24 protein-coding genes are annotated in these 25,976 nt (G+C 39.1%); 18 read left to right on the top strand and 6 right to left on the bottom strand.

Going from position 1 to position 25,976, the window contains the following annotated elements; translation table 11 throughout:
* Positions 1–655: 655 nt before the first annotated feature.
* On the top strand, positions 656–3,982 hold the full coding sequence (locus tag ACIQXU_RS04425; protein ID WP_402987390.1) for a galactose-binding domain-containing protein: 3,327 nt from the start codon (positions 656–658) through the stop codon (positions 3,980–3,982).
* 326 nt (positions 3,983–4,308) lie between these two features.
* On the opposite strand, the gene nagE is transcribed toward ACIQXU_RS04425, so the two are convergent.
* Genes nagE through ACIQXU_RS04410 form a run of 3 tightly spaced genes read right to left on the bottom strand, consistent with a single transcriptional unit; the run spans position 4,309 to position 7,188 of the window.
* Positions 4,309–5,757 (bottom strand): N-acetylglucosamine-specific PTS transporter subunit IIBC, encoded by a 1,449-nt coding sequence (gene nagE, locus ACIQXU_RS04420; protein WP_402986943.1) that lies wholly within the window; start codon positions 5,755–5,757, stop codon positions 4,309–4,311.
* A 55-nt stretch (positions 5,758–5,812) separates the two neighbouring features.
* A complete protein-coding gene (locus ACIQXU_RS04415; protein ID WP_402986941.1) occupies positions 5,813–6,652 on the bottom strand; it encodes a PRD domain-containing protein in 840 nt (279 codons plus the stop codon).
* Positions 6,653–6,690: 38 nt separating this feature from the next.
* Positions 6,691–7,188: a PTS sugar transporter subunit IIA gene (locus ACIQXU_RS04410; protein WP_402986939.1), complete on the bottom strand. Its 498-nt coding sequence runs from the start codon at positions 7,186–7,188 to the stop codon at positions 6,691–6,693.
* Positions 7,189–7,958: 770 nt separating this feature from the next.
* Here ACIQXU_RS04410 and ACIQXU_RS04405 point away from each other — a divergent pair.
* From ACIQXU_RS04405 to ACIQXU_RS04340, 14 genes are all read left to right on the top strand, one after another.
* A complete protein-coding gene (locus ACIQXU_RS04405) occupies positions 7,959–9,377 on the top strand; it encodes a radical SAM protein (RefSeq protein ID WP_402986937.1) in 1,419 nt (472 codons plus the stop codon).
* Positions 9,356–10,204, top strand: a complete 849-nt coding sequence (locus ACIQXU_RS04400; RefSeq protein WP_402986936.1) for an LpxL/LpxP family acyltransferase — start codon at positions 9,356–9,358, stop codon at positions 10,202–10,204. The genes ACIQXU_RS04405 and ACIQXU_RS04400 overlap by 22 nt, the downstream gene beginning before the upstream one ends.
* 46 nt (positions 10,205–10,250) lie before the next feature.
* Positions 10,251–11,492 (top strand): MFS transporter, encoded by a 1,242-nt coding sequence (locus ACIQXU_RS04395; protein ID WP_402986934.1) that lies wholly within the window; start codon positions 10,251–10,253, stop codon positions 11,490–11,492.
* Between the two features lie 221 nt (positions 11,493–11,713).
* Positions 11,714–11,893: a hypothetical protein gene (locus tag ACIQXU_RS04390; protein WP_402986932.1), complete on the top strand. Its 180-nt coding sequence runs from the start codon at positions 11,714–11,716 to the stop codon at positions 11,891–11,893.
* A 72-nt stretch (positions 11,894–11,965) separates the two neighbouring features.
* On the top strand, positions 11,966–12,469 hold the full coding sequence (locus tag ACIQXU_RS04385) for a hypothetical protein (RefSeq protein ID WP_402986930.1): 504 nt from the start codon (positions 11,966–11,968) through the stop codon (positions 12,467–12,469).
* Positions 12,470–12,585: 116 nt separating this feature from the next.
* Positions 12,586–13,011: a GNAT family N-acetyltransferase gene (locus ACIQXU_RS04380; protein WP_402986928.1), complete on the top strand. Its 426-nt coding sequence runs from the start codon at positions 12,586–12,588 to the stop codon at positions 13,009–13,011.
* Between the two features lie 558 nt (positions 13,012–13,569).
* Positions 13,570–13,830 carry a CPCC family cysteine-rich protein gene (locus ACIQXU_RS04375; RefSeq protein WP_402986926.1) on the top strand — a complete coding sequence of 87 codons (261 nt, stop codon included), beginning with the start codon at positions 13,570–13,572 and terminating at the stop codon, positions 13,828–13,830.
* Between the two features lie 135 nt (positions 13,831–13,965).
* On the top strand, positions 13,966–14,208 hold the full coding sequence (locus ACIQXU_RS04370) for a hypothetical protein (protein WP_402986924.1): 243 nt from the start codon (positions 13,966–13,968) through the stop codon (positions 14,206–14,208).
* A gap of 15 nt (positions 14,209–14,223) precedes the next feature.
* Positions 14,224–14,673, top strand: coding sequence for a hypothetical protein (locus ACIQXU_RS04365; RefSeq protein ID WP_402986922.1), 450 nt, complete (start codon positions 14,224–14,226; stop codon positions 14,671–14,673).
* Positions 14,674–14,961: 288 nt separating this feature from the next.
* A complete protein-coding gene (locus ACIQXU_RS04360) occupies positions 14,962–16,191 on the top strand; it encodes an MFS transporter (protein WP_402986920.1) in 1,230 nt (409 codons plus the stop codon).
* A gap of 143 nt (positions 16,192–16,334) precedes the next feature.
* Positions 16,335–16,676 carry a metal-sensitive transcriptional regulator gene (locus ACIQXU_RS04355; protein WP_402986918.1) on the top strand — a complete coding sequence of 114 codons (342 nt, stop codon included), beginning with the start codon at positions 16,335–16,337 and terminating at the stop codon, positions 16,674–16,676.
* A 12-nt stretch (positions 16,677–16,688) separates the two neighbouring features.
* Positions 16,689–16,895, top strand: coding sequence for a copper chaperone CopZ (copZ, locus tag ACIQXU_RS04350; RefSeq protein WP_402986916.1), 207 nt, complete (start codon positions 16,689–16,691; stop codon positions 16,893–16,895).
* 97 nt (positions 16,896–16,992) lie between these two features.
* On the top strand, positions 16,993–19,425 hold the full coding sequence (locus ACIQXU_RS04345) for a heavy metal translocating P-type ATPase (RefSeq protein ID WP_402986914.1): 2,433 nt from the start codon (positions 16,993–16,995) through the stop codon (positions 19,423–19,425).
* 161 nt (positions 19,426–19,586) lie between these two features.
* Positions 19,587–20,561: a C39 family peptidase gene (locus ACIQXU_RS04340; RefSeq protein ID WP_402986912.1), complete on the top strand. Its 975-nt coding sequence runs from the start codon at positions 19,587–19,589 to the stop codon at positions 20,559–20,561.
* Between the two features lie 58 nt (positions 20,562–20,619).
* Here ACIQXU_RS04340 and ACIQXU_RS04335 read toward each other — a convergent pair whose 3' ends face one another.
* The 3 genes from ACIQXU_RS04335 to ACIQXU_RS04325 all read right to left on the bottom strand — a co-directional run bounded on the left by ACIQXU_RS04335 (position 20,620) and on the right by ACIQXU_RS04325 (position 21,935).
* A complete protein-coding gene (locus tag ACIQXU_RS04335; RefSeq protein ID WP_402986910.1) occupies positions 20,620–21,099 on the bottom strand; it encodes a DMT family transporter in 480 nt (159 codons plus the stop codon).
* A gap of 13 nt (positions 21,100–21,112) precedes the next feature.
* Entirely contained in the window at positions 21,113–21,541 is a 429-nt protein-coding gene (locus ACIQXU_RS04330) for a DMT family transporter (RefSeq protein WP_402986908.1), read from the bottom strand.
* 79 nt (positions 21,542–21,620) lie between these two features.
* A complete protein-coding gene (locus tag ACIQXU_RS04325) occupies positions 21,621–21,935 on the bottom strand; it encodes an ArsR/SmtB family transcription factor (RefSeq protein WP_402873528.1) in 315 nt (104 codons plus the stop codon).
* A 414-nt stretch (positions 21,936–22,349) separates the two neighbouring features.
* On the opposite strand from ACIQXU_RS04325, the gene ACIQXU_RS04320 reads away from it, so the two are divergent.
* From ACIQXU_RS04320 to ACIQXU_RS04310, 3 genes are read left to right on the top strand one after another with little or no spacing between them, the layout of a single operon-like run.
* Complete coding sequence (locus tag ACIQXU_RS04320) at positions 22,350–24,416, top strand: BglG family transcription antiterminator (RefSeq protein ID WP_402986906.1); 2,067 nt, start codon at positions 22,350–22,352, stop codon at positions 24,414–24,416.
* Complete coding sequence (locus ACIQXU_RS04315; protein ID WP_402957611.1) at positions 24,413–24,679, top strand: PTS sugar transporter subunit IIB; 267 nt, start codon at positions 24,413–24,415, stop codon at positions 24,677–24,679. The genes ACIQXU_RS04320 and ACIQXU_RS04315 overlap by 4 nt, the downstream gene beginning before the upstream one ends.
* 28 nt (positions 24,680–24,707) lie before the next feature.
* Entirely contained in the window at positions 24,708–25,976 is a 1,269-nt protein-coding gene (locus ACIQXU_RS04310) for a PTS ascorbate transporter subunit IIC (RefSeq protein WP_402873536.1), read from the top strand.

Below are 25,976 nucleotides of genomic sequence, written 5' to 3'. Positions count from 1 at the left end.
TTATCCCTAATTATGTAATTTACTGAATAGTTTGTAAATGAGTCGTTAGTCTGTAAAATCCAACGATCAGTCGGTATCTGACCCCAACTTTTATCCTGATTGCTTGGTGAATGTAGTACCATATCACTTGTTAGAAACTTTACTGAAGTTTTATTTCACTCTGTTCATAGTGAATAACGATAATCCATAATTTTATACAACGATTAAAGGTTTTGATTATTTTGAATGTTCAAAAATAACGGCGTTTACATATTGTGTTTTTTTATAACTAGTGTTACTTTATAAATAATATTCCATATTGATCACATGTTACTGATTCGCTCAGGCAGGGTGGTACAGTTGAAAGAATTTCTATTCTTTTGATTGAATACCTCCGTGCCTTTTTTGCGTTCATTTAAAGGGGGAGGGGAGTAATTTAGATGAAAAATAAGATATGGAGGAGATTATAAAATGTTAGTAAAAGAGGTATTGGCAGTGAAGAACAACTAGCCTGAATCACAATGATGTATACGAGGTCCAACCTTAATCCATTAGATGTTGTTACGAATGCCTGTGATTTAGTAGTGGGCGATTAAATTCAGACGAAAGAAACTAGCAATTGTTTGGGTCTATTTTAAAAATTTGGTAGAAAAAAAGGGGGAGTTCCATTTTGAACGTGATACACAAGTGGTTCATAAGTTTACTTGCGATTGTAATAGTTGCTGGTGGTATTGGTGCTGGAAATATTAAAACGATTTATGCAAATGGAATGGATGTTGAGGATCAACAAGTAGGTGATACGAACCTAGCATTAAATAAATCAGTGGAAGTTAGTAAAGACGTAAGTGGTACGTATAACCATTTGAAGCCGGCTAACTTAGTTGATGGTGTTGAAAATAGTCGATGGGGAACGGAAGCAAATCCTACACAATGGGCCATTGTGGATTTAGGAAAAACATTGAGCTTTAATGAATTCAGATTAGTTTGGGAAAGTGCACAAATCAACGCAAAAGAATATAACATCTTGGTTTCTGATGACAAAACATCATGGCAAAATGTGTACAGTTTTGCAAATGAAAATGGATCTGGTCACATTCAAACAGTGAACATTGAAGATACTGTTCGAGCAAGATACGTAAAAATAGAAATAAAGAGAACACATGGATATCCTACAGTTTCCATGGCCGAATTCGGTATCTACCTACAAAAAGGAATTCAGGAACCTACTCGTAACGTTGCCTTCAACCAAAAGGTAACTGCAAGTGGTACGGAAAATGCAGCAAGTGTTGTTGCCCCAAATGCAGTAGATAATAATGATAAAACCCGTTGGGCAAGTGATCCAGTGCAAGGAAAGAAATGGTTTGAAATCGACTTAGGTAAGGAAAGGGATATCAAAACGGTTGTATTGAACTGGGAAAGAAGAAATGCAACCGATTATAAGATTCAGATCTCTTCCACAGGTGGTGCGGAGGCTGAAGATTGGCAGAACATCGCAACTTTTGCTTCTCATCCCAAATTAAATAAACAGAAAATCGTATTAGACAAAACGTATAAGTCTAGATACATTCGTTTATATGTTGATGAATTTGAAGATGTAGATCAGGTTTCTGGTGGAGTTTCCTGGTCAAGTGTTTCATTATATGAATTTGAAGTATATGGTGGGGAAATCAAAAATACAGTATATGACGTAGTTGGTTTGATACCAGTGCCGGAAATTACGGGTGATACAACCAAATTACCAGAACTGGATATTGAGGTGCCCGAAGGATTTAACGTTCAATACAATGGAACCGATTACGAACAAGTAATTGGGGAGGACGGCACAATTTACAAACCTCTTGTAGATACAGATGTTTTAGTATCCTATAAGGTTACAGAACCAAAGACTGGTGAATATACATTTGCCGAGATGCCTGTAACGGTTCCAGGAAGATTTAAAGAAACGGATACTGATAATGCGCGTCCGGTTGTTATTCCAGAATTACGGGAATGGAAGGGATCCACTGGGAACTTTAAATTTTCTAATTCTAGTAAAATCGTTGTTAAGAATAAAAGTTTAATGACAATGGCAAAAACGTTTGCTGCTGATTACAAGGACCAGACAGGAAAGAAAATTAATGTAGTGGTAGGTGGTAAGGCAAAGGCCGGAGATTTTTATTTTGAAACGATAGATGCGGGTACAGGATTAAAAGATGAAGGATACAAAATCGATATTGCTGATAAAGTAAGTGTTCAAGCAGAAAATCCTGCTGCGGCTTTCTGGGCAACTAGAACAATACTTCAAATTTTAAAGCAAAATGATAACATTACCATTCCCAAAGGGACTTTAAGGGACTATCCAAAATATAAGGTAAGAGGTTTTGTGTTGGATGTCGGTAGAAAGACATTCACTATGGATTATCTACAACAGATAATGAAGGAAATGTCATGGTACAAGTTGAACGACTTTCAGATACACTTGAATGACAACTTTATTTTCTTGGAAGAATATACGAAACAGGGATTAGATCCATTAACTGCTTATACTGGATTCCGACTCGAGTCTGACATAAAAAAAGGCGGGAATAATGGATTAAATAAAGCTGATTTAACAAGTAAGGATTTATTCTATACAAAAGCGGAATTCAAAAAATTCATTAAAGATTCTCGTGTATATGGGGTTAACATTGTCCCCGAGATTGATACACCTGCACACTCACTCTCCCTTACAAATGTCAGACCAGATTTACGTTTAGGTACAAATGGCCGTCAGAATGATCACTTGGATATAGCAAAACAATATGATGCAAGTTTAGAGTTTGTTCAAAGTATATTTGCGGAATATATGGAAGGGAAAGATCCAGTGTTTGATGAACAAACCATTGTACATGTTGGTGCAGATGAATTCTCAGCAGACAAAGAAGCTTTTAGAAGATTTTCTAATGATATGATGGATTCCGTGTCTAAAACGGGGCGTCAAGCTCGTATCTGGGGAAGCTTTTCATCAATGAACGGAAATACACCAGTTAAAGGTGAAGGTGTTCAGATTAACTTGTGGAATGCAGGATGGGCAAAAATGGATGAAATGTATGAATCGGGTTTTGATTTAATCAATACGAATGATGGACATCTATATATGGTACCTAATGCAGGATATTACTACGATTATTTAAATAACTCATTTCTCTATAATGATTGGGAACCAAATAATATTGCTAGTAACACGATTCCTGCCGGTGATAAACAAATGATTGGTGCTGCATTTGCGGTGTGGAATGATGCCATAGATCAATATTCAAATGGTACAAGTGAATACGATGTTTATGATCGTATCCAATCTGCTCTTCCATACTTTGCTTCTAAAGTATGGGGTAAAGGTTCGTTAAATCAAAATCAATTCACAAGTAAAGTGAAAGAAATTGATGAAGCACCAAATACAGATTTACGCTACAAAGTAGATAGTAAGACAGATACTCTTGCACAATATAACTTAAAAAATAAAAGAGACACATCGGGAAATGGTTATGATCTAGGTAAAACCGTTAAATCATCATTAAAAAAAGTTGATGGAAGAACCGCCTTACAATTAAAAGGCAACGAAAGTTACATTAAAACACCACTAACTAAAATTGGGGTAGATTCTTCATTGCGTTTTAAGGTTAAAAGAACGGCTACTAGCCATGATGAGCAAATTTTATTTGAATCGGACACTGGTTCTTTAAAAGCAGTTCAAAGAGAAACTGGCAAAGTCGGTTTCTCAAGAGAAGGCTATGATTACTCCTTTGATTACACACTACCAGTTGGAGAATGGGTAGAGTTGGAAATAGCAACGAAGTTAAAAGAAACATCATTATATGTGAATGGTAAATTGGTGGATGTTTTAGGTGATAATGAAAAGGTTGAAGCGACGGGTCGTCCATATACAGCTACTTTCATTCTTCCGTTTGAAAGAATTGGCAGTAAGAAAAATTCATTTCAAGGGTACGTTAGTGATGTTGAACTTAGTAAAGTTTTGAAACAGTAAGGGAGAGTCATCAGATAAATCCAGAAGTGTCACTTTTGAAAGTTTGTAGAAGGAAAAAGGAGAATGCCAATGAGTTGTCCATTTAAATGGCACTCAAGGCGTTCTTTTTTTGATTGCTGAGCACGGCAAAGGGCCGGGAGAGGAGGTAAGAAACATGTAGGAAGTAGACTCGGTTATCACCAATTAGGATGATGAAGGAAATGGAAAAGGATCTTGGTGAGGTACATTGAACGCATTTAAATATAATGAAATGGCCAGGCCATAAACGAAACAATCAAAAAGCTGTGGACCTATAACAGATCCACAGCTCTTTATCTTTCATTCCTTCATTTCCGGATTTTTTCCATTTCATCCGCTACAAATTGTACTTGCGTTCCAACAATCACTTGAATGCTTTGTGGCCCGACAATATTGATTCCTGGTACTCCTGTTGATTTAATCTTATCTTGGTCAACGGCATCCATGTTTTTGACTTCAATTCTTAAGCGTGTTACACAATTATCAATAGACGTCACATTAGCGTCCCCGCCTAGACCATCATAAATTTTGGCCGCCATGACAGCGAATTTATTTCCTTCTGGTGAATGGCTACCATCTACTTCAATATCCTCATCTGTATCTGCTTCCCTGCCAGGAGTCGCTAAGTTGAACTTCGTAATCAAGAAACGGAATAATACATAATAAATAACGGCAAAGAAAAGACCTTGAAGTAGTAACATATATGGCTGATTAGCCAATGGTAGTCTTGAACTTAAAACGAAATCGACTAGTCCTGCACTAAAACCAAATCCTGCTGTCCAATGGAAAAATGCTGCAATGGCTAATGAAATACCTGTTAAGGCTGCATGAACTACATAAAGAGCCGGAGCTAAAAACATAAATGAAAATTCAAGTGGTTCTGTAACCCCTGTAAAGAATGAAGCAAATCCTGCTGCTAACATTAACGATGCCGCTTGTTTTTTTCTTTTCGTTTTTGCAGTATGATACATGGCTAGAGCTGCAGCCGGTAAACCGAACATCATGATTGGGAAGAACCCTGCTTGATACATCCCTGTAGTTCCCTTAGTTCCCGTTCCTGCCCAGAAATTTCCGATATCATTAATTCCTGCTACATCAAACCAAAACACGGAGTTTAATGCATGGTGCAGTCCTGTTGGAATTAAAAGTCTATTGAAGAATCCATATAATCCTGCACCCACAAAATCTAACTTACTAATCGCTGTACCGAAAGATACCAATCCTGTAAAGATGACTGGCCATGCAAAGAATAATATCACGGAAACGAGCAACATTGATACCGCTGTCATGATTGGCACCAAACGTTTCCCACTAAAGAAGGATAAGGCAGCTGGCAATTGTACGTGACTAAACCGATTGTACATGATCGAAGCTACGATTCCGGAGAGAATCCCAACAAATTGATTTTCTATTTTCTCAAAGGCTGGGTTTACATTATCTGCATCAATGCCTTGTAGCATAGCCACTGAATCTATCGAAAGCAAAGTGGTAACGACAAGGTAGGCGACTAACCCGCTCAATGCGGCTGATCCGTCTTTGTGTTTAGACATACCTAGAGCTACTCCGACTGCAAATAAGATTGACATGTTATCAATAATGGAAGATCCAGCTTTAATGAAGAACGCAGCTATCGGATTATCAGCTCCCCAACCGGAAGGATCGATCCAATAACCGATTCCCATCAAAATGGCTGCAGCTGGTAATACTGCTACTGGTAACATCAATGAGCGACCAATTTTCTGTAGATATTTCATCATGTAAAAAACCCCCTATCAATTTTTTCAAATGAATAAAATAACACTCTATGATTCTTTATATTTTCTCTGGTATACTCCAACGCTGCTTTAATCTCTCTATATGGAGAGTGATGTAGCCAAGTTCATATTCCGGAAGTTCCATTTCATAAGTGTTCATTAATACTTGAACGACTTCCTTAGCGCATTGATAGGCAATCGGAAACTTCTTTTTTATCATCTCTAGCATTTCCTCATCCATGGTATGAAGTTCAAAATGCTTTACTCTAGAGATGGAATGACGAAGATGTGTTATTAATCGTTGGTAAGAAATATCATCGTGATGTATCGTAATATCCAAGTATTCCGTGATTGTTTGGATAAGATCACTGATAATGGCTGTCTGTCTTACGGTTTCCTTCATATCTCCATTTTGTGGTTTAGCTGTATGGATATGAAGGGCAATATAGCCAGCTTCATCTATTGGCATTTTAATGTGAAACCTCTTTGCAATGTGCTGAATTGCCCACATACCAAGTTCAAATTCAGTTTTGTAGAGTACTTTAATTTCTTGAAGGAGCTTGTTCTGTAAATGGATTCCTTCCTGTTCTCTTTCAATCGCAAAGGACAAATGGTCTGTTAAAACAATATGGATATGGTCACTTAATTTCACACCTAACTTTTCTTCTGCATAGGAAATGATTTCTTCCGATATTTCGAAATGTTTTTCAGGGATTCTCATTATAAGCTGCTGGAACTTATCCGTTTCCTCTATAACAAAAAGCTTTTCAACTTCTTGTGTTTTGACAAGATCATTTCTTCGCTTGTTAAAGGCAATGCCTGTACCGATGGCTATTTTCTCGATTTGCCCGTCTTCAACCACTACCGCGTTATTATTCAAGATTTTTTTAATTTTCACTGGAACATTCCTCCCCAAACATGTGGCATAGGAAACGTTTACGTATTCGTCACCTTAATAACGACCGTTTCACCCATTCTTGCAACTTTATCCAAAGACATTTCATATTTATGTGTATTCGTTTGACTGTTTGTAATAACCATAATCAACATGTCGCTTTTTGCATGTTCCTTAATATGCTGTAAATGATAGGTCAGTAATAACTGCCCGACAGTTATGGAATCTCCAACGTTTACCTTTACATCAAATCCCTCGCCTTTTAGAGCAACTGTTTCAAGACCAACATGAATCAATATTTCCGTTCCATCATCAGCTACTAGACCAATGGCATGCTTTGTAGGAGCTATTTGTATAACTTTTCCAGACACTGGTGATGACACATTTCCATCAATCGGAACAATAGCCATTCCTTCCCCCATCATTTTTTGACTGAAAACTGGATCGGGTACTTCTTCTATGGAAAGAATCTCTCCATTTATGGGTGCATAAATAAGCTGCGGTGTTTTTGGGGTTTTCTTAAATAATTTTGAAAACATTTTAGATTCTCCTTGTACCTAATTTTAGATGATTTTCTAACATTTTACTTTAAATGAACACAAAAAAAGGCACGGAAGTAACCAATTAAAAGAATCGAAATTCTCTCAACCGTACCACCCTGCCTGAACGAATCAGTAACATGTGACCAATATGGAATATTACTTATAAAATACCATTAGTTGTGAAAAAACACAATATGTTAGGAATGCTATTTTTGAAGATTCAAAATAGTTTACGGCTGCGGTCATTATAGAACATTATGAATATCCAAATAGCGCTTTCTAGGGAATTAGGACCTTTCATGTTAGGAAGAGTGTGCCATTTTATTCGACCCACAAACTTAAAAATATAAGCCAGTACCATCAAATTTCCAGGTCGGAGGTTGCCTAAGTCCATATTGCTGGAGACTAAAATATCATAACTGATTTAACTATACTAGCTCCAAATTGAATAGTTCAAGAGAGAGGTTTATTTGGATCTGTAAATATAAGGAGATTGATTCACTACTTTTCTACCAATATTAATTAGATAAGAAAATAGTGGTTTACAAGTATATATTTTGAATAGTATGATAATTCCAATAAATTGAAAAGGAGGTAATCGATTATGAAGAAGCACGACTCACTTATCGACGGAACTCTACCATCATTTAACAACTGCGGTTGTCAAAAGCCAACTGCACCAACGGGTAAATAACTTTGTAACTAACAAAGGATGATGGGCCTGTCGAAGGCCCGTCATCCCAATTTATTTGAAGGGGTTGGTGAAAATGTATATAGTTTTACATGATGATGTCATTTTAAGAAATGAACATGGTTATTTGGAATCTAATGCACGTTTTTTTTACACCGCTCGAACTAGGCATACAGAATTTATTTCAGCAGCTACCTTTGAACTACTCACCTATCTCACAACCTCTCGAACGATAGATGATGCCTGGAATTATTACCATGAGAAAGCAGTAGCATTGAATGAGTTGCCTGATCGTGTGGAATTTGACGAATTTATAAAGGAATTGATAGATGGGGGAACCCTTTTTTTAACAGATCAATATATTTCCTCTGAACGGCCTCTTAAACATCTCAGTATTTCACCTCCGAAAACTTCCAAATATACACCAATGACATTTCCAACAAAAGTTAACGTTACGAGTACAATGAGATGCAATTTGATGTGTACTCATTGTTTACGAGAATCTTCCCCTTTTTTTGATACCAGTGATAATTTAAATACAGAAGAAATGAAAAAACTATTTACAGACCTAGATAATTTGGGAATCATTGAATTGGCTTTTTCTGGAGGGGAAACCACTACCAGAAAGGATATATGTGAGTTAATTGATCACGCTGGCACGTTACGATGTTTTTTTGAGTTTTTTACAAATGGTCACCGAGTCACTCAAAAAGTTTATGATTCATTACTTAGATTAAAAGATAGAAAGGGAAGAGGGTTACAAATCCACCTATCTTTAGATGGGGATGAAATCTATCACGATAAAATACGTGGAAACGGCCAATTTCACAAAGTCATTAATACTTTAAAAAGATTCTCAAACGATAGTTTCTATGTGATTGTAGAGTCGGTTTTAGTTCCTGAAAGTGTTGAAAATGGAGTCGTAAGAAAAGTGATTGAAACATGTGCGGCCAATGGTGCTAATGGAATTAGTTTTCACCCCGCTTCTGTTTCGGGTCGAGCTGGTGGAAATCCAGAAAACTTTCTATTTACCCTTTCACAACTAGCGTATTTTGAAGAAGAAGTGTTAGAAGTGGCAAAAGAATTTCCAAATATAAAAATTGAATTTCAAGCGTATTATTATCCAGGTAAAAAGAACACAGATAATCTTTTCAGTTTACCTGCTAACGTAGGCCCTCAAGGTATGTTTTTACTAGCAATTGGTGCAGACGGAAGCGTTTATCCATGTACGGAATCTATTGGTGATCGATCTCAAATTATAGGGAATGTAAAGGAGACAGATTTAATTTCCATATGGAATAGTACAAAGTGGGATTTTTATAGAGGTGGATGGGAGATAGAGGAATTAAAAGCATGCCAGGGCTGTATTTTTAATGGTAATTGTAGGATGCAAACTTGCAGATGTTATGCAAAGAGAACTTTATTCGATGCTTACGGTGCTATGCCAGAATGCTATAAGGTAGGTGAAGAAATATGGGAAAAATCAAAAATTTAGGTTTTCAAGACTTAGCGGAAAATATAGATGAATTATTAACACTGAATAAAGAGGATCTTTTAGAATTTTGCTCCCGGCCGGAGGAGTGGAGTACTCCTAACTTGTTATCCTCTTTTGTTTCACAAGATGAAAGAAGAATTTATAACTTTAAGAAATTCCTTGCGGAAAGGCCCATGCATTGGGCAAATTTATTAAGCCTGTTGAGATCAAATGGTTTAGACGCCTCCTTTTTAACAATACCAGATGAATTAGAAGATGCTCTAAAAGCTCCGTGTATTTTAGCCATTCCGCATTTCGGAGTACATATGTTGGTTCCTACAATATTAAGTCAATTAATTTGTGATAGCTCATATATTTTAGCCACTGGAGGATCTGAAGGGCATGAGGTTGGAAAAAGCATAAAAAAAATTTTACCGAATGATAAGGTGAATTTCTTGCCTGTTCCTGATATATGGATCCTTCGTAAATTAGTAAGAGGATTTAAAATCGGCAATTACCCTTTAATTTATCCGGAAATCAGTTCTTCGAATGATAAGGAATTATATAAATTGGAGTTATTAGGGGAAAAGGTTCATGTACCCCTGGGAGTTGAACATTTGAGTAGACTATGCAATGCGAATGTTCTGCCAGTTGCCATTCAATGCAATTCAAACAAATATGAATTAGTAATGGGACCTTTATTAACCTATTCCAATAAGGGCAGTATAATTGAACCTTTATTTAAATGGATAGAAGAGTTAGTTTATAATGACCCTACACAATGGTTCGGTTGGAAACTTATAGAAGATATGTTAGTCAAAGAAGAACATACTGTTACCAATCATTAACTTGAAAATCCAGATGATCCAATGACAAATCATAAGGAGAAAAAGAGTGAAGCGAAACATACACCTCATTATTGTGGCTCTTGGCATACAATCTTTACAATCCAGTATTGTCTTCCTCACGTTAGCTTGGTTCTTTATTAACATCACCCATTCGCCCTTGGTGTTTAGTTCATTAATGGCATTTCGTTATATACCCGGGATATTATTGGCAGTGTTAAGCGGCATACTCATTGATAGGTTCAATAAAATCTCCTTAGGGTTATGGGCTAGCGTTTGGCATTTATTCACGTTATGTGCATTATTCGCGATTGGACTAATGGAAGTAGTACCAAGTGGCTTCGGTTACTGGATTTATTGCCTGGTTCTTCTTTTCATGGGTGTGGCCTCCGCCATATTAACACCGCTTGAAAGAACGTTAATCCCATTGTTAACTCCGCCAGAAGAATTGAAATCGGTCAATAGTGTCATAACGGCCATCACCCAAATCGCAAACTTATTAGGTACGGCAATTGCTGGTGGTCTTTTGGTAATAGGGGGATTTACGGTTGCAATGCTAACGTCGATCATCCTGATTCTTCTATCTGTTGTTTGCTATGTGATTCTTAGGTACAGGGCGGTACTGAAAGATGCCAATAATCAAGATACCAATCGTATACAAACACCAATTAAGGTAACATTCTCGATTTTAAAAAGACAGAAGTGGATCTTTTCGGCTATCACGGCAGCTGTGTTTACGAATATGGCATTCGTTATGATCATGGATGTCTTACTCCCCACTTTATACGCGGAAATTAAGGTGAATGGTTCAGCGGCTTTGGGAATCTGCTTTACAGCCATTGGGATCGGGACTCTCCTGGGAGCAACCATTACGTATAAAATCAAACGAATGAATTTTGAAATGTCGATCGTATTGTATGTTTTATCTGGAGTCGTGGGCACGATTGCCGGTTTTGTAGTGGATTCCACTATCATGAGTATTGTGTTGTTTGGAGTATTCGGACTTTTAGCGGCTCCCGTCACCATCATCTTCCAAACTGAATTGCAGCAGGCCATCCCCCAAAACATCATGGGCAGTGCCATGGGTTTTCTGACAGCTGGAGCGACATTGGCCCAACCCATAGGGGTCTTCATTGCTGGTGTATTTCTCTTAAAACTCAATGGAAGTTATGTTCTTGCTATTTCTTGCTCTGTATCGATCATAGCCGTTGTGATGGGCTGGTATCGAATCAACAAGCAAAAGAAAGTAATAAGCCAAGAAGTCCTGATGACAAAACAAACATTAGGGTAGTGAAACGGAGCAATGAGGGAACTCCCTCATTGCTTTTTACTATGTGTCGATTCGTGGTAGTTCAGTAGATGGCTAAGAAGATTGGCCAAGAAGGCTACTAAAATATTTACTAATCATACTGACAAACAGAATTCCTTTTATTAACTAATAAAGAAATTAGTCCGAATATATATGGTAAAATTAGTTAGGTTCATTTATATAGAGGTAGGAGGATATGGAAAATGAGTAATTGGTTATACATTCTGTATGCTGGAATTTTAGGCATAGTATCTTGGTTTACAGGGGAAATAGTAACCTTTGTGATGTTGGGGATTATTCTTATTGCTTTGAATAATATAAACACAACACTTAAAAAGATTCATCTTCAAAATGATGAAAGAAACCATAAGGAAATAAGTTGATGTAGAACTCTAACGGGTGGATTTATTATGAAGAATCTAAATTTTACGTTCATCTTTTAGGAGGTCAGGCTTTTGCTTACTTTCAAAAAAATCTCCGTAGGCCTTCTGTTTATAGGGAGTCTTGCTGCATGCGATATCGAACAAGACATGAAAAATGAAAAGGTGGATGTAGAGCAGAAAATAGAGGTACAAGATTCTACACAAAAAGAGGATGTACCCTCGTACGAAGCACCCAAGTATCAGATATATGGTGGCTGGATGAACGAGGAATCTTATATACTGATCAAAAGTGATGGTTATGATGGGAAGAATAGATCCAAATACATAGTAGAGAAATTCACTAAAACGGGGAAAGATAAGACGATAAAGCATTTCCAGTTAGCAAAATCTACTGGATCAAAACTGACCGGCATACTATTTTACAAGAAATCAAACAAGACATCTTTTCTGACACTAGAATTGAATAAAGATCATACCGAAATAACGGTCACGTTGCCGAATGAAAAACCCGATACATATAAAAAAGCAGATATAGAGCCGGAAGAATTTAATTCAGAGTATGAGTGGGAAGATTGAAACCATAAAGATAGAGAGTTGCTTTCGCAGCTCTTTTTCTTTATGGAGCTAATGGGCAGGATAGTTCAATAAAGATGATGAATATACTATATAAATTTTCCTAGGGAGTGAAGTAAGTGGGGATCAGAATAGCAGATATACAAGATTGGAAGGCAATATCGGATTTACTAGGCCAGTTGGATTATTTAGATACCGAGACCTTCATTAAAGATAAAATAGAAAGGCTTACCATACATCCTGATGAGGAATTATTGGTTTATGAGGATAATGAAAGAGTCATTGCTTTTATTTCCATGCATTACATACCCCAAATAGCGTTAATAGGGGATTTTGCTAGAATTAGTTATTTTGCAGTAGATTCAACAAATAGGGGTAAGGGAATTGGACAAGAGATTGAAGAGTTTTGTACTGAGTTGGCTAAGAAGCGAAACTGTGACAGACTGGAGGTTCATTGTCATTCAAGAAGAATCGATGCACATAGATTTTATTCCCGCCAAGGCTATTCTGAATCACCAAAATACTTTATTAAGATGATCAAGTAATTCTTTCTTTGGGCTTCAAACTTCTTCAACTAAGGGTGCTTTACTCCAAAAAGGGAGTTGCTTTCGCAGCTCTTTTTTCTTATGAAACTCACAGGGAAAGGTAGTTGTACAAAGGATAAAAGGGGATAAGAGGGAAAAATCCTATATGGCAGGTTAAGATACTTGTTTATAATAGATACGACAATGAAATTGTATAACATAAGGTGGTTTAAAAAGTGAAGTTGGAAAATATCGTAAACTTTATTGCGATGTTCGCTGTAATCCTATTTCTTAGGCCGTATCTTGATAGAATCCCTATGTGGATCACTATGTTGTTTATGGTCGTGCTAGTTATTAGCACGAATCTTATTTTGTCTAAAATCCAATTTCTTCAGAAATCCGTATCAAAAAAAGTAGGCTTGCCGTTTATGATTATAGTTTTTATCATCGTAAGTGAGTTGAATAATTAATCAACTACCAGGTGCTTTACTTCATTATCAGGAGCTAATCAGAGCAAATCCTTATCTTATGGAACTCATGGGGTAGGTTGCTTCAATAATATCTAAGAGGAGTGAATGTATGAAATATACTTGTCCTTGCTGTGGATATAAAACTTTAGATGAAGAACCTCCGGGAACGTATGACATTTGTAGAATCTGTTTTTGGGAAGATGATAATTACCAATATAAATATCCAGATGAGGATGGAGCCAATAAAATTTCATTTAGAGAGTCACAACAAAATTTCATAAAATATGGTGTTAGCGACCTGGACTTTTTGAAGAACGTAAGAAAACCAAATAAGTCTGATATAAAAGATCCAAATTGGAAACCGTTATGAGTTTACATAGATAATAATTAAGAGTTAGTTGAACATAACTGGGGGATAAAATGGAAAAAATTCTATAGAGCGAGTAAGGTACTCGTATATAATAGATAGGGTCATATAACTGGATATCATAAGGTGGTTCAAAAATTGAAGTGGGAAAAGGTTGTCTATAGCATTACGATGTTCACTGTAATCCTGTCTCTTAGTCCGTATCTAAATAGAATCCCTATGTGGATTACTATGTTGTTCATGGCCGTGCTAATTATTAGCACGGATCTTATTTTGTCTAAAATCAAAACCCTTCAGAAATCTGTATCCAAAAAAGTAGGCTGGCCGATTATCATTACAGCCCTTATCCTTGTAGGTGTCTTGAACAATTTACTTCATTGAGGCGATGGAAAGAACATGCTGACACTAGTATCGATTAATTTACTACCTATTTTAATGATCCATTTTTTCTTTTTTCTCTTCACACAAAATACAAGACTAAATGATTCTGGTAATATATCATTTCTTCAATTGTTATTTGAACTATTTACTCCCCTTCTCCTACTGACAATGAATTATAAATTGGCTGTGAAAAAAGATAAAACCTATTTCACACCTAATTTTTTTCTTATTCTTATTAGTAGTTTGCTTGGAATAGGGTTGGGTTTCTTAAACTGGGGACTCGATGCTGGGGGTTATACTCTTCAAAATGATCTTGGTGGCTATATCCTTCTAAATCCTGATGCTGAAACATACGGAATTGTTAGGTTAGAGGCACAAATCAACGTAATAGTCAGTATCGTTGGTAGTCTGCTTTGTTCTATCCTTTTAATAATGAAAAATCGCAAAAAACGTTCACTTCAATAAAACGATTGGATGCTTTCGTTCACTAAGGGAGTTGCTTTCGCAGCTCTTTTTTCTTGTAGAACCTAGGATTTTCATCTTCTAAGCAAGACATTTTCATGTTATATTCATACATATATTTCCATCATAAAAATACAAACACCCCTCTCTTTCTTATTAGATTTCTTAGTATTCAATATCGATTCCAATCCATAGTGAAATGAAGTAGATCTAACCGGTTGCAAAGGAGTGAAACGCATGTAAATACCTCTTTATTCTCTTAGAAAAATGAATAAAGAGGGGTTGTTTGCATTGAAGAATAAATCATTTACTGTATTGGTGGCAGGGCAATCGTTAGCGAATGCTGGGGATGTTTTTTATATTGTTGCGCTGATAACAAGTGTTTACGCTGTCACCCATTCGTTATTTTATGTTTCGTTGGTTCCTGTCATAAATATGCTTGGTGGGTTTGTAGGAGGTTTATTCGCACCACTGCTCATCGATCGATACCCGTTGAAAAAGATTTTATTTCATTCCCAGTTCGTTAAAACGTGTCTCTTACTTGTGCTAACCCTGTACGTATCATCACTTTTCTCGAAAGACGCAATGGAAGCGGTGTATATCCTTATTTTCTTCATCATGTTTTTGGATGGGTTCGCTAATCCAGCAAGCAGTGCCTTGATTCCTCAGCTTGTTCCGGAAGAGTCCTTATTAAAAGCAAATAGCCTCATGTCTTCTATCCAGACATTCATTCAGATGGGAGGATGGGCTGCAGGTGGCATTTTGGCGGCACTTTTGCAGGCTCACGGGCTGTTCCTGTTAACGTGCTGTTTGTATGGGCTATCCACTTTCTTGCTGGCACTCGTTACCGTCAACGAACAACAACGATCTGAACGTGAAGGGAAGGAAAGCAAAAGGGATTCCCTGTTTGAAGGGTGGAGGTTGATCGCAGGAGATAAGAGGCTGCGTGCCCTACACTTCACTCTGTTTTTTGGTTCGATCGCTAGCCCGGTCTGGGTATCCTCGATCCTTTATCCGTTTATAGATAAACGCCTGGGAGTAGGAACGGAGTGGTGGGGCTATATCAACGCCTCTTTATTACTAGGATTATTTCTGGCGGGCATACTTGCATATAGACGGTCCGCCTTCATTCATAAGAATATCCAGAAGGTGCTGTTGGGTGGAGGGTTCATGGTCTTTCTGCTGACCCTTTTATTTGGAGTGAATGTGAATCCCTTCCTTGCCCTTTTGTTCATTGGCACTTATGGTCTATTCGAAGAACTGCGGATGATTTCCATTCATACGATCATTCAACGTGTAGTCAGGGAAAGGCTTTTGGCTAAGGTATATGCCGTCCAAAGTTCTCTCATCATGCTAACTTTCGCGATATCCACTCTCGTGATGGGCATACTGGGCCAGCGATACAGCATCGTCGTTGTATTTATGGTCGCTTCGGTTTCCTTATGTCTTTCATTCGTTTATCTTTTGACCTGTAGAAAGCAAGTAACGCTCCCTATAGATGGTCCTAGCTTTGAAGAATAATGATGAATGATTGATTGATTGATGAAGCCAACTTAATTCCGTTGGCTTTTTTTCGTAAAATGTCATCCAACTTTACATAGGGCGGAGGGGTATGATATGGTTTTGATATAGGGTATAGGGGTATATGAGTGAGGGGGCGACAAATGGAATTCGACCTAAATAAAGAAACAGCAGATCAAGATACTTGTTGTTCCGGTACAAATGAGCGGAAAAGCCATCATTCCGAAGCAACAAAGAAAAATCTTGTTACAAGACTGAATCGTGTGGAAGGCCAAATCCGTGGCATAAAAGGGCTAATCGAAAAAGACACATACTGTGACGACGTGATTACTCAGATAGCTGCTGCGCAATCCGCCTTAAATGGTGTGGCCAAGATGCTTCTTGAAACACATATGAAAGAATGTGTGGTAGATCGTATTCAAGAAGGGGACTTGGAAGTACTCGATGAAGTCCTCGTGACGATCCAAAGACTAATGAAAAAATAAGGAGTAGATACTATGGAAAATGTAACCTTACAAGTAAACGGGATGTCTTGCGGACATTGTGTAAAAGCAGTTGAAGGTAGTGTAGGCAAATTGGAAGGTGTCGATCAAGTAAAAGTTCAGCTAGAAGCTGGTCAAGTTACTGTATCGTATGATAAGGAAAAAGTAACCCTGGATACCATCAAGGAAACCATTGATGATCAAGGCTACGAAGTAGAATGATTTTGGGTACCATAATGAAAAGATGAAGAGTGCCACACTGGTACTCTAATTCTTTCGAAAGAATATACCCCTATTGGGTATAGTGGAGGTGAATAAGATGGCAACCGCATCTAATGATAAAGCAGCGAAAGAATCCAGTCTTCAAATCACAGGGATGACGTGTGCAGCGTGTGCGAACCGGATTGAAAAAGGGTTGAATAAAATGGATGGTGTCGAACAGGCTTCCGTCAATTTAGCCCTTGAAAAGTCAACGATTACATATGATCCGTCCAAACTGAGTGAAGAAGACTTTGAAAAGAAAATTGAAGCGCTTGGGTATGGTGTCGTGAAGCAAAAAAAGGAATTCGCTATCACGGGCATGACGTGTGCAGCGTGTGCGACACGGATTGAAAAGGGCCTAAATAAAATGGATGGTGTTTCATTTGCCAACGTCAACTTAGCGCTTGAAAAAACGACGGTAGAATTCAATCCATCTGAAGTTACGATTGCGGACATCATTGCAAAGGTAGAAAAGCTTGGGTATGGTGCCCATCAAAAGCAAGAAGGAAAAGAACAAGTGGATTATCGTGAAAAGGCCATTAAAGAGCAGAAACTGAAATTCATCATTTCTGCCATCCTATCTTTGCCTTTATTATGGACAATGTTTGGGCATTTTTCTTTTACATCCTTTCTATATGTACCAGATTTTTTAATGAATCCCTGGGTTCAAATGGTCTTTGCAACGCCTGTCCAATTTATCATCGGTAAACAGTTTTATGTAGGTGCTTATAAATCACTTCGTAACGGTAGTGCCAATATGGATGTACTCGTGGTGATGGGTACGTCAGCCGCTTATTTTTACAGTGTATACCAAGCAATCGTTACAATGGGTGCGCATCATGGTCCGCATCTATACTTTGAAACAAGTGCCGTGTTAATTACCCTTATCCTTTTAGGTAAATTATTCGAGGCAAAAGCAAAAGGCCGGTCATCCGAAGCCATTAAGAAATTAATGGGGCTTCAAGCGAAAACAGCCATGGTCATTCGAGAAGGTGTGGAAGAAGAAATCCCGCTAGAAGAAGTGATGATGGGCGATACCATCCTGGTGAAACCGGGTGAGAAAATCCCGGTTGATGGAGAGGTAATGGCAGGAACGACGGCTGTCGACGAATCCATGCTGACGGGTGAAAGCCTGCCGGTGGATAAGGCTAGTGGTGACCTGCTTTATGGCTCCACCCTCAACAAAAATGGCTTCATTAAAATGAAAACAACAAAAGTTGGCCGGGATACGGCATTAGCCCAAATCATTAAGGTAGTAGAAGATGCGCAAGGTACAAAAGCGCCGATCCAACGATTAGCAGATAAGATTTCAGGTGTGTTTGTACCGATTGTCATCGGTATTGCCATTCTTACGTTCTTAGCATGGTTTATTCTGGTGGATCCAGGGAATTTCACGGCTGCACTTGAAGTGTTGATTGCCGTCCTTGTGATTGCCTGTCCATGTGCTCTAGGATTAGCCACGCCAACTTCCATCATGGCAGGTTCAGGACGTGCAGCTGAATTCGGCATTTTATTCAAAGGTGGCGAGCATTTAGAACAAACACAAGGCATCGATACAGTTGTTGTGGATAAAACAGGGACCGTCACACATGGTAAACCTGTATTAACGGATGTTCATGCGGCACCGGGTCAGGATGAGAAGAAGTTCCTATCATTGATTGGGGCTGCCGAAAAGCAATCCGAACATCCCTTGGCAGAAGCAATCGTGCAAGGCATTCAGGATAAAGGCATCGAACTCGGTGATGTCCAGTTCTTTGAAGCGATACCGGGTCATGGGGTACAGGCAACGGTTTCAGGCCAAGGTGTCCTCGTTGGTACGCGGAAACTAATGAAACAATACGGTATCGATATTCAACCAATCCTTCCAACGATGGAGAAACTGGAAGCTGATGGGAAAACAGCCATGTTAGCGGCCATCAATGGACAGTATGCAGGCCTGGTAGCCGTGGCCGATACCATTAAAGAAACTTCCAAAGAAGCTATATCACGCTTACAAGGCATGGGAATCACAGTCATGATGATGACAGGCGATAACGAGCGCACCGCACAGGCGATTGGTAAAGAGGTAGGCGTTGACGCCGTCATTGCCGAAGTGCTTCCTGAAGGGAAAGCGGAAGAAGTGAAGAAGTTGCAACAACAAGGGAAGAAGGTTGCCATGGTCGGGGATGGTATCAATGACGCACCCGCCCTTGCCATAGCGGATATTGGCATGGCAATAGGAACCGGTACGGATGTTGCCATGGAAGCCGCCGACATCACATTAATTCGGGGGGACTTGAACAGTATAGCGGATGCCATACTCATGAGTCGCAAAACGATGCGTAATATTAAACAGAACCTGTTCTGGGCATTCGCCTATAACGTGATTGGGATTCCCATTGCAGCCATGGGGCTTCTGGCACCATGGGTAGCAGGCGCTGCCATGGCATTCAGTTCCGTATCGGTTGTCTTGAACGCATTGCGTCTCCAAAGGGTCAAACTGGATAAGTAAGCTAATTAAATGACGAAAGTACAAAAGAGCCTTGCTACCATGACATGTAGCGAGGCTCTTGATTGTGCGAGAATTTAGTTAACTAGTAAACTTCTTGACGGTAACAATTCCATCCATTATAATCAAATCTTGTGAAAAAAACAGGAAAAGGATGGGGATACATGAAAAGAATTCTTACGGCAGCTATAGCATCCTCCATGCTATTATTATCGGCGTGCTCAGATGACACGGATTCAAAGAAAGCAGAAGTTACGAAGGAAGTAGATACAAAAGTGTCAGCTGAAACGGATGCTGCAGCGACCATCAAAGGGAAAGACTACGATGAAACGGGTGGAGCGGATGCCTATGCATCTGCGGGAGACCATGCGGATTCTCGTTACTATAAAGCACCTGACTTCTATAATATGAAGTCAGATGATCGGTTAATTCTGATTGAAAACTATCAAACGATGCAACAAACGACGGAATGGTCTTGTGGACCTGCCACGGCTTTAATGGTGGCGAATCATTTTGGGTACACGGATCTAACAGAGATGGATATCGCGAAGCAAATGAAGTCGATGACGGACTTGGATGTTAAAGGCGCGTTGCCAGGAACCGCGAATAATTTCCCGGAATATGGTTCGAATGTTTCCCAACTCTATGACTTTTTCAAGAACTTAAAAGGATTTGAAGTCGTCGAGTCAAGCTATCGCGAAGAATACAAGGACGCAGACTTGATTCAATCAAGTAAAGAGGTCACGGAGAATAACGTGGGCAACCTGCCAGCAACCTTCACGTGGAACAGCCTGTATGCTTCCGAAAACAGTGAAACGACAGAAGCGTTTGTAGAAGATGCGAAAGACAGCTATTTCGTGAAATGGCTGACGAATCATTTGAAGAATGATCGTCCAATCATGGTGGAATGGGGCGACTGGGATGGCCATTGGCAATCGATTATCGGATATGACAATAACGGCACACCAGGCATTGGCGATGATACACTGATCTTCGCTGACCCGTATGATACATCTGATCACTCGCAAGATGGCTATTACTTCTATCCATTAGAGCGTTGGTTTGGCCAATGGAATGACCGCAACATCGCACCAAAACCATTCCAATTGCAACCTTATCTTGTTGTAGACAAGAAATAAGCAGATACGACCCAAGCGGCAAGATCCAGTTCAATGGATATTGCCGCTTTTTTAATTTCTATTTGTGAGCTTCTATCAATCTTGATTCTTTTCTCGAGCGTTTATTCCCTTTATAGATAAAATAAAGGGAAATGATCATAAATAGTAATGCGAAGGCACGTTTCATATCTAATTCTATGACTAAGCTATTGAACCATCCAAAATGATCAATGATTACGCCAATTACAAGTTGACCGGTTATTCCGGCAATATTGGTTGCGATAACCCCAATTCTAGGAACGGCCATGACAGTCAGAAGTAAATACATGGTGCCTAAAAATGCTGCACTCAACTGCCATTTCGGTGCTTCTAGAAGGCCAAGCACATTTCCCCTCCCAAAAAACATGATGAAAATCGTAAGAAACATGGTTCCAGTGAGAAAGGTCAAAAATGTTGTTTCAATGGTTCCAGCTTTTCGACTAAATGTGCCATTTATAGATGATTGAGCGCTTAATGTGATGCCGCCTAAAAATGTAAATAAAATCATGAATAACCCCATAATTATGTACCTCCTAGTTGATTAATATAAGTGCAATAATCATTGAAATGACTGCAAATATCTTTTCTTTATTAATTCTAGTTTTTTTACTGCCTAGCCACCCAAAATGTTCAATCACCATACTCATGACTAATTGTCCGATGATGACAGCTACCATTGTAATGCCAACACCGACGTATGGGACACTTATAACAATGGAGGTTAAATAAACAACACCCAAGACACCACCAAGTAATGACCATTTAGGTGCTTCAAGTGTATAGGAAATCCGTCCTTTTCCAAAAAACAGCCACAATAGCCCCATGATAATGGAGCCCATGAAGAAGTTATAAAAACTTGTTTCTATTTGTCCAATTGTTTTTCCCAATTCAGCATAGATAGCTCCTTCAAAGCTAAGTGCTGCTCCAGCCAACAGAGCTAGTATATAAGATATAAAGCGCATAAAGAGTTTCTCCTTTTTCATATATTTATATATCTAGAAAAATAGATATAAATAGGTGGAAAACAGAAATCAAAATAAATTAGATCTCCGTTCTAAAATACTTAGCTAATTGTTGAATGAATTCTTCATTGCGCCTATAGTAAGTCCATTGTCCATGACGAATCGATTCAAGTAGCCCAGCTTTTTGCATCATGTTTAAGTAGCTAGAAACCGTAGATTGAGAAACTTTGGCTTTTTCTTGAATATCCCCAACACATACTCCACCTTTATAACTTACCTCCTTTGGTAGGTGAGCGCCTTGTTTTGGGAAGTGCTTCTCTGGTTCCTTTAACCACTTAAGGATGTGGAGTCTTGTTTCGTTAGATAACGCCTTGAATACATCAATAGGATCCATGGACGTAATTATATATCTAGATTTCTAGATATGTCAACTTGAGGAAGTAAACAGATTACAGTTAATGAAGCGTACCTTCATTCTCTAACAGGTGCGTTAGCAAAAATAATTCACAGGGAAAAACAAGCCTCATTCAAATCCCAATCAAATCGTATCGTAGTCGTCCGTGGATGAAGGGGGAGTTTACATAGTTGAACAATGAAGAAAATTGCTAAAGCCTCATTCCTTTAAGGATCGAGGTTTTATTTTTGTTCATGAAATAGGGGCGAGGTGTGGTACACTGATTCAAAAACCAAGGTGCACATCATTTGTACAATATATTTTTGTGCAGGTGTGTGGACAACAATCGGACTGAGAAACCATATATATCAAATGAAAAGTAAGGTATCGTGGAATTAGGGAGAGGGAGAGCCGATGTTTTTAGATGAAAGAAGCGCAAACCTAATAAAAATATTACAGCATTCACCCATTTCAAAAATGAAAGATATTGAAGAGCAAACCGGTCTGACGAGAAGACAAATTCAATATGCTTTTGGTAAGGTGAATGATTGGCTTCACTATCACGGGTATCCAGCCATTCTCTATCAAAAAGAATTAGGGTATTCCCTTCCTGACAAAGTTCAAGAGGAAGAATTGAACGTAAAACTAACCAAACGTAATTATGTATTTTCTGAGACAGATAGGGAGAAATTGTTCTATCTCATGATTTTACTTAGTCCTGAAGCGTTATCTGTCTATCATTTTCAATCAATCACGGGGCTATCACGCAATACCGTATTAAAGGACCTGAAGCAGCTCAAGGAGAAAGCGCATGAAGTTAACCTTAAGATTCAGTACTCCAAGCAAGAGGGTTACGTGATTAAGGGAGAAAGCAGAGTCAAGCGCTACATGATTGAACAACTGGTACATGATGTCCTTAATCGCCCGGATAATAATCTGATTATTGAGTGTATTTGGGGAGATCAACAACCAAACATTCAATCCATCCGGCATCAGCTGGAGCAGATTGAACGTGAATTGGGAATCACCTTTACGGATGAGCGGCTGCATGAATTGACCTATTTATTTCTATGTACAGATCAGCTCATTGGAAAAGGGGAAGAATTGCAAGTCAATCAGAGTTGGTTACCTTTTGTGACAACAGATGAATTTAAAGCGGTTGAGCAAATGACGAAAACCGATGCGTTCCAATCGGTTTGGAGTGAAACGGAAAATTTATATGTAACCCTCCATCTGCTAAGCATGAATCGGACAAAGGATATATCCCCGCTCAAGGAGGATGAAGTGATCGAAACGCTTTTGCAGGAGATTGTAAAAGAGTTCGAAAAATTGGCCTTTGTTCATTTACATGATAAAGACCAGCTATGCCAGCAATTGTACGTTCATTTTAAACCGGCCTATCATCGTCTAAGATACGGGCTTTCATCCATGAATCCGATGACGGAAAAGGTACAAAAGGTCTATCCTGAACTGCATCACCTTACCACTAAATCTTTATGGGTACTAGAGAAAGAGATTGGGCGCCCAGTACCTGAAGAGGAAGTGGCATACTTTACGATTTATTTTGGAGGCTGGTTGCGAAGACAAGGGACTACTTTGGATGACCGCAAAAGAGCCATCGTTGTTTGTCCGAATGGGATTGGTATCAGCAATATTCTCATCTACACATTGAAGGAATTATTTCCGGATATATTGTTTTTGGATGTATTATCTGTCCGGAATGCGTCCGAGTATCCATTAGCGTACGATCTCGTTTTTTCAACGGTACATATGAGAACCAAAGTTCCGTTATTTGTGGTCCCGCCCATTTTGGAAAGGCAGGACAAACATAAGCTGCGCCTGCAAGTCATGCAGGAATTGTATGGGTATACGACACAAAATGTTGATGGTTCCGCTCTGTTAAAAGTCATTTCAAAATATGCAACCATCCATGAACCTGATCAACTTGAAAAGGCCCTTGAATCCCTGATGTACATAGATACCCCCAAGGTAAATAAATATTCCTTAAAGGAGGCGGAGAAACCAGTGTTAGATGAACTACTCAACCTACAAACGATTCAAATCCTGCCGCGTGTTACAGAGTGGAGAGAAGCGATTCGAGTTGCAGCCCAGCCTCTTGTTCATTTAGGAACTGTCGAAGAGAGATATGTGGATGCAATGATTGAAGGAATCGAAACGAATGGTCCCTATGTGGTGATCACGCCTGACGTGGCCATCCCTCATGCACGTCCTGAGCAAGGTGTTCGCTCATTATCTATGAGTCTATTGAAATTGGATGAACCGGTGGAATTTGCACCCGATAAACCCGTTAGGTTGATCATTGTTTTGGCTGCGGTAGATAACGATTCACATTTACGGGCATTAATTCAGCTGACTCAATTACTGAATGAACGAGCTAATATTGAAGCGATTTTAGAGACAACGGATCCATCCATACTTATGGATTACGTACATAAATATTCTAAGGAGGAAACAGAATGAAGAAAATCATGGTAGTTTGCGGGAATGGATTGGGCAGTAGTTTCATTATGGAGATGAATGTGAAAAAGGCTTTAACACAAATGGGGAAAACGGCTGAGGTAGATCATACGGATCTCACATCCGCTAAATCGGTCCAAGCGGATATATTCCTAGGGGCAGCAGATATTGTCGGCCAACTGGATGATGGAACCCGTACGATTGTTACATTAGAAAATATGATGAGCATTCCTGAAATTACATCCAAATTGGAATCACTTGTCTAACTAAAGCTCGGTAAAAGGGGAATAGACTATGTTGGATATCATTATGAACGATATTTTAGGCACACCTTCCATACTCGTGGGGTTATTCGCTCTGATTGGCTTACTGTTACAGAGAAAGTCCAGTGCCGATGTCGTGTCAGGTACGCTGAAAACGGTTATGGGGTTCATTATCATCGGAGCAGGGGCAGCCGTCCTTACAGGTGCCCTTAACATATTTAGTCAAATGTTCGACCAGGCGTTTCATGTAGAAGGTGTCATCCCGAATAACGAAGCCATTGTAGCGGCTGCACAAAGTGATTTTGGAACATCGACGGCCCTGATTATGGTGTTCGGTATGATTGTGAATATTTTATTAGCTCGCTTTACTCCATTAAAATATATCTTTTTAACGGGTCACCATACGCTGTTCATGGCCTGTCTACTAGCTGTCGCTTTGTCGGTTGGCGGAATGAACGGATTCCCGCTTATCCTTACCGGCTCCATTTTATTAGGGCTATGTATGGTCGTGTTTCCTGCCATTCTGCAGCCTTATGTAAGAAAGATTACCGGAAGTGATGATTTTGCGATCGGTCACTTTGGGACGATCGGGTATTTCGTTTCCGCTACGATTGGGAAATGGTTCGGAAACAAGGAAAAGACAACAGAACAAATTAAGGTCCCTAAATCTTTAGGGTTTTTACGAGACACATCGGTTGCTGTATCGCTGACAATGACGATCTTCTTTTTGATTGTCGCCCTGTTTGCAGGACAAGATTATATTGAATCAACGCTTTCCTCTGGTTCCAACTTCCTTGTATTTTCGTTTATACAAGCCATTACATTTGCAGCTGGGGTATATATCATTCTAGCTGGGGTGCGGATGTTGATTGCTGAGATCGTGCCAGCCTTCAAAGGGATTGCAGATAAAATTGCGCCCAATACGAAGCCTGCACTAGATTGCCCTACGATTTTTCCTTTTGCTCCAAACGCAGTGATTATCGGCTTTTTATTTAGTTTTATCGCGGGGATCTTATCGATGTTCCTGCTGCCGGTATTAGGCTTGAAGGTTATTGTTCCGGGACTTGTGCCACATTTCTTCACCGGAGCTGCCGCCGGTGTCTTTGGAAATGCGACGGGTGGTCGTCGCGGGGCTATGCTGGGATCTTTTGCAAATGGACTCATCATTAGTTTCTTACCAGCCATTTTACTGGTATTATTAGGTGACATAGGATTTGAAGGCACGACATTCGGTGACTCAGATTTCGGTGTGGTAGGTCTATTAATACTAAGTATTTTAAAGCTGTTAGGATTTTCCTAA

The organism is Peribacillus sp. NPDC097284, assembly GCF_044761765.1.
Classification (GTDB): domain Bacteria; phylum Bacillota; class Bacilli; order Bacillales; family DSM-1321; genus Peribacillus.
This window is presented reverse-complemented; position numbering and strand designations above follow the sequence as displayed.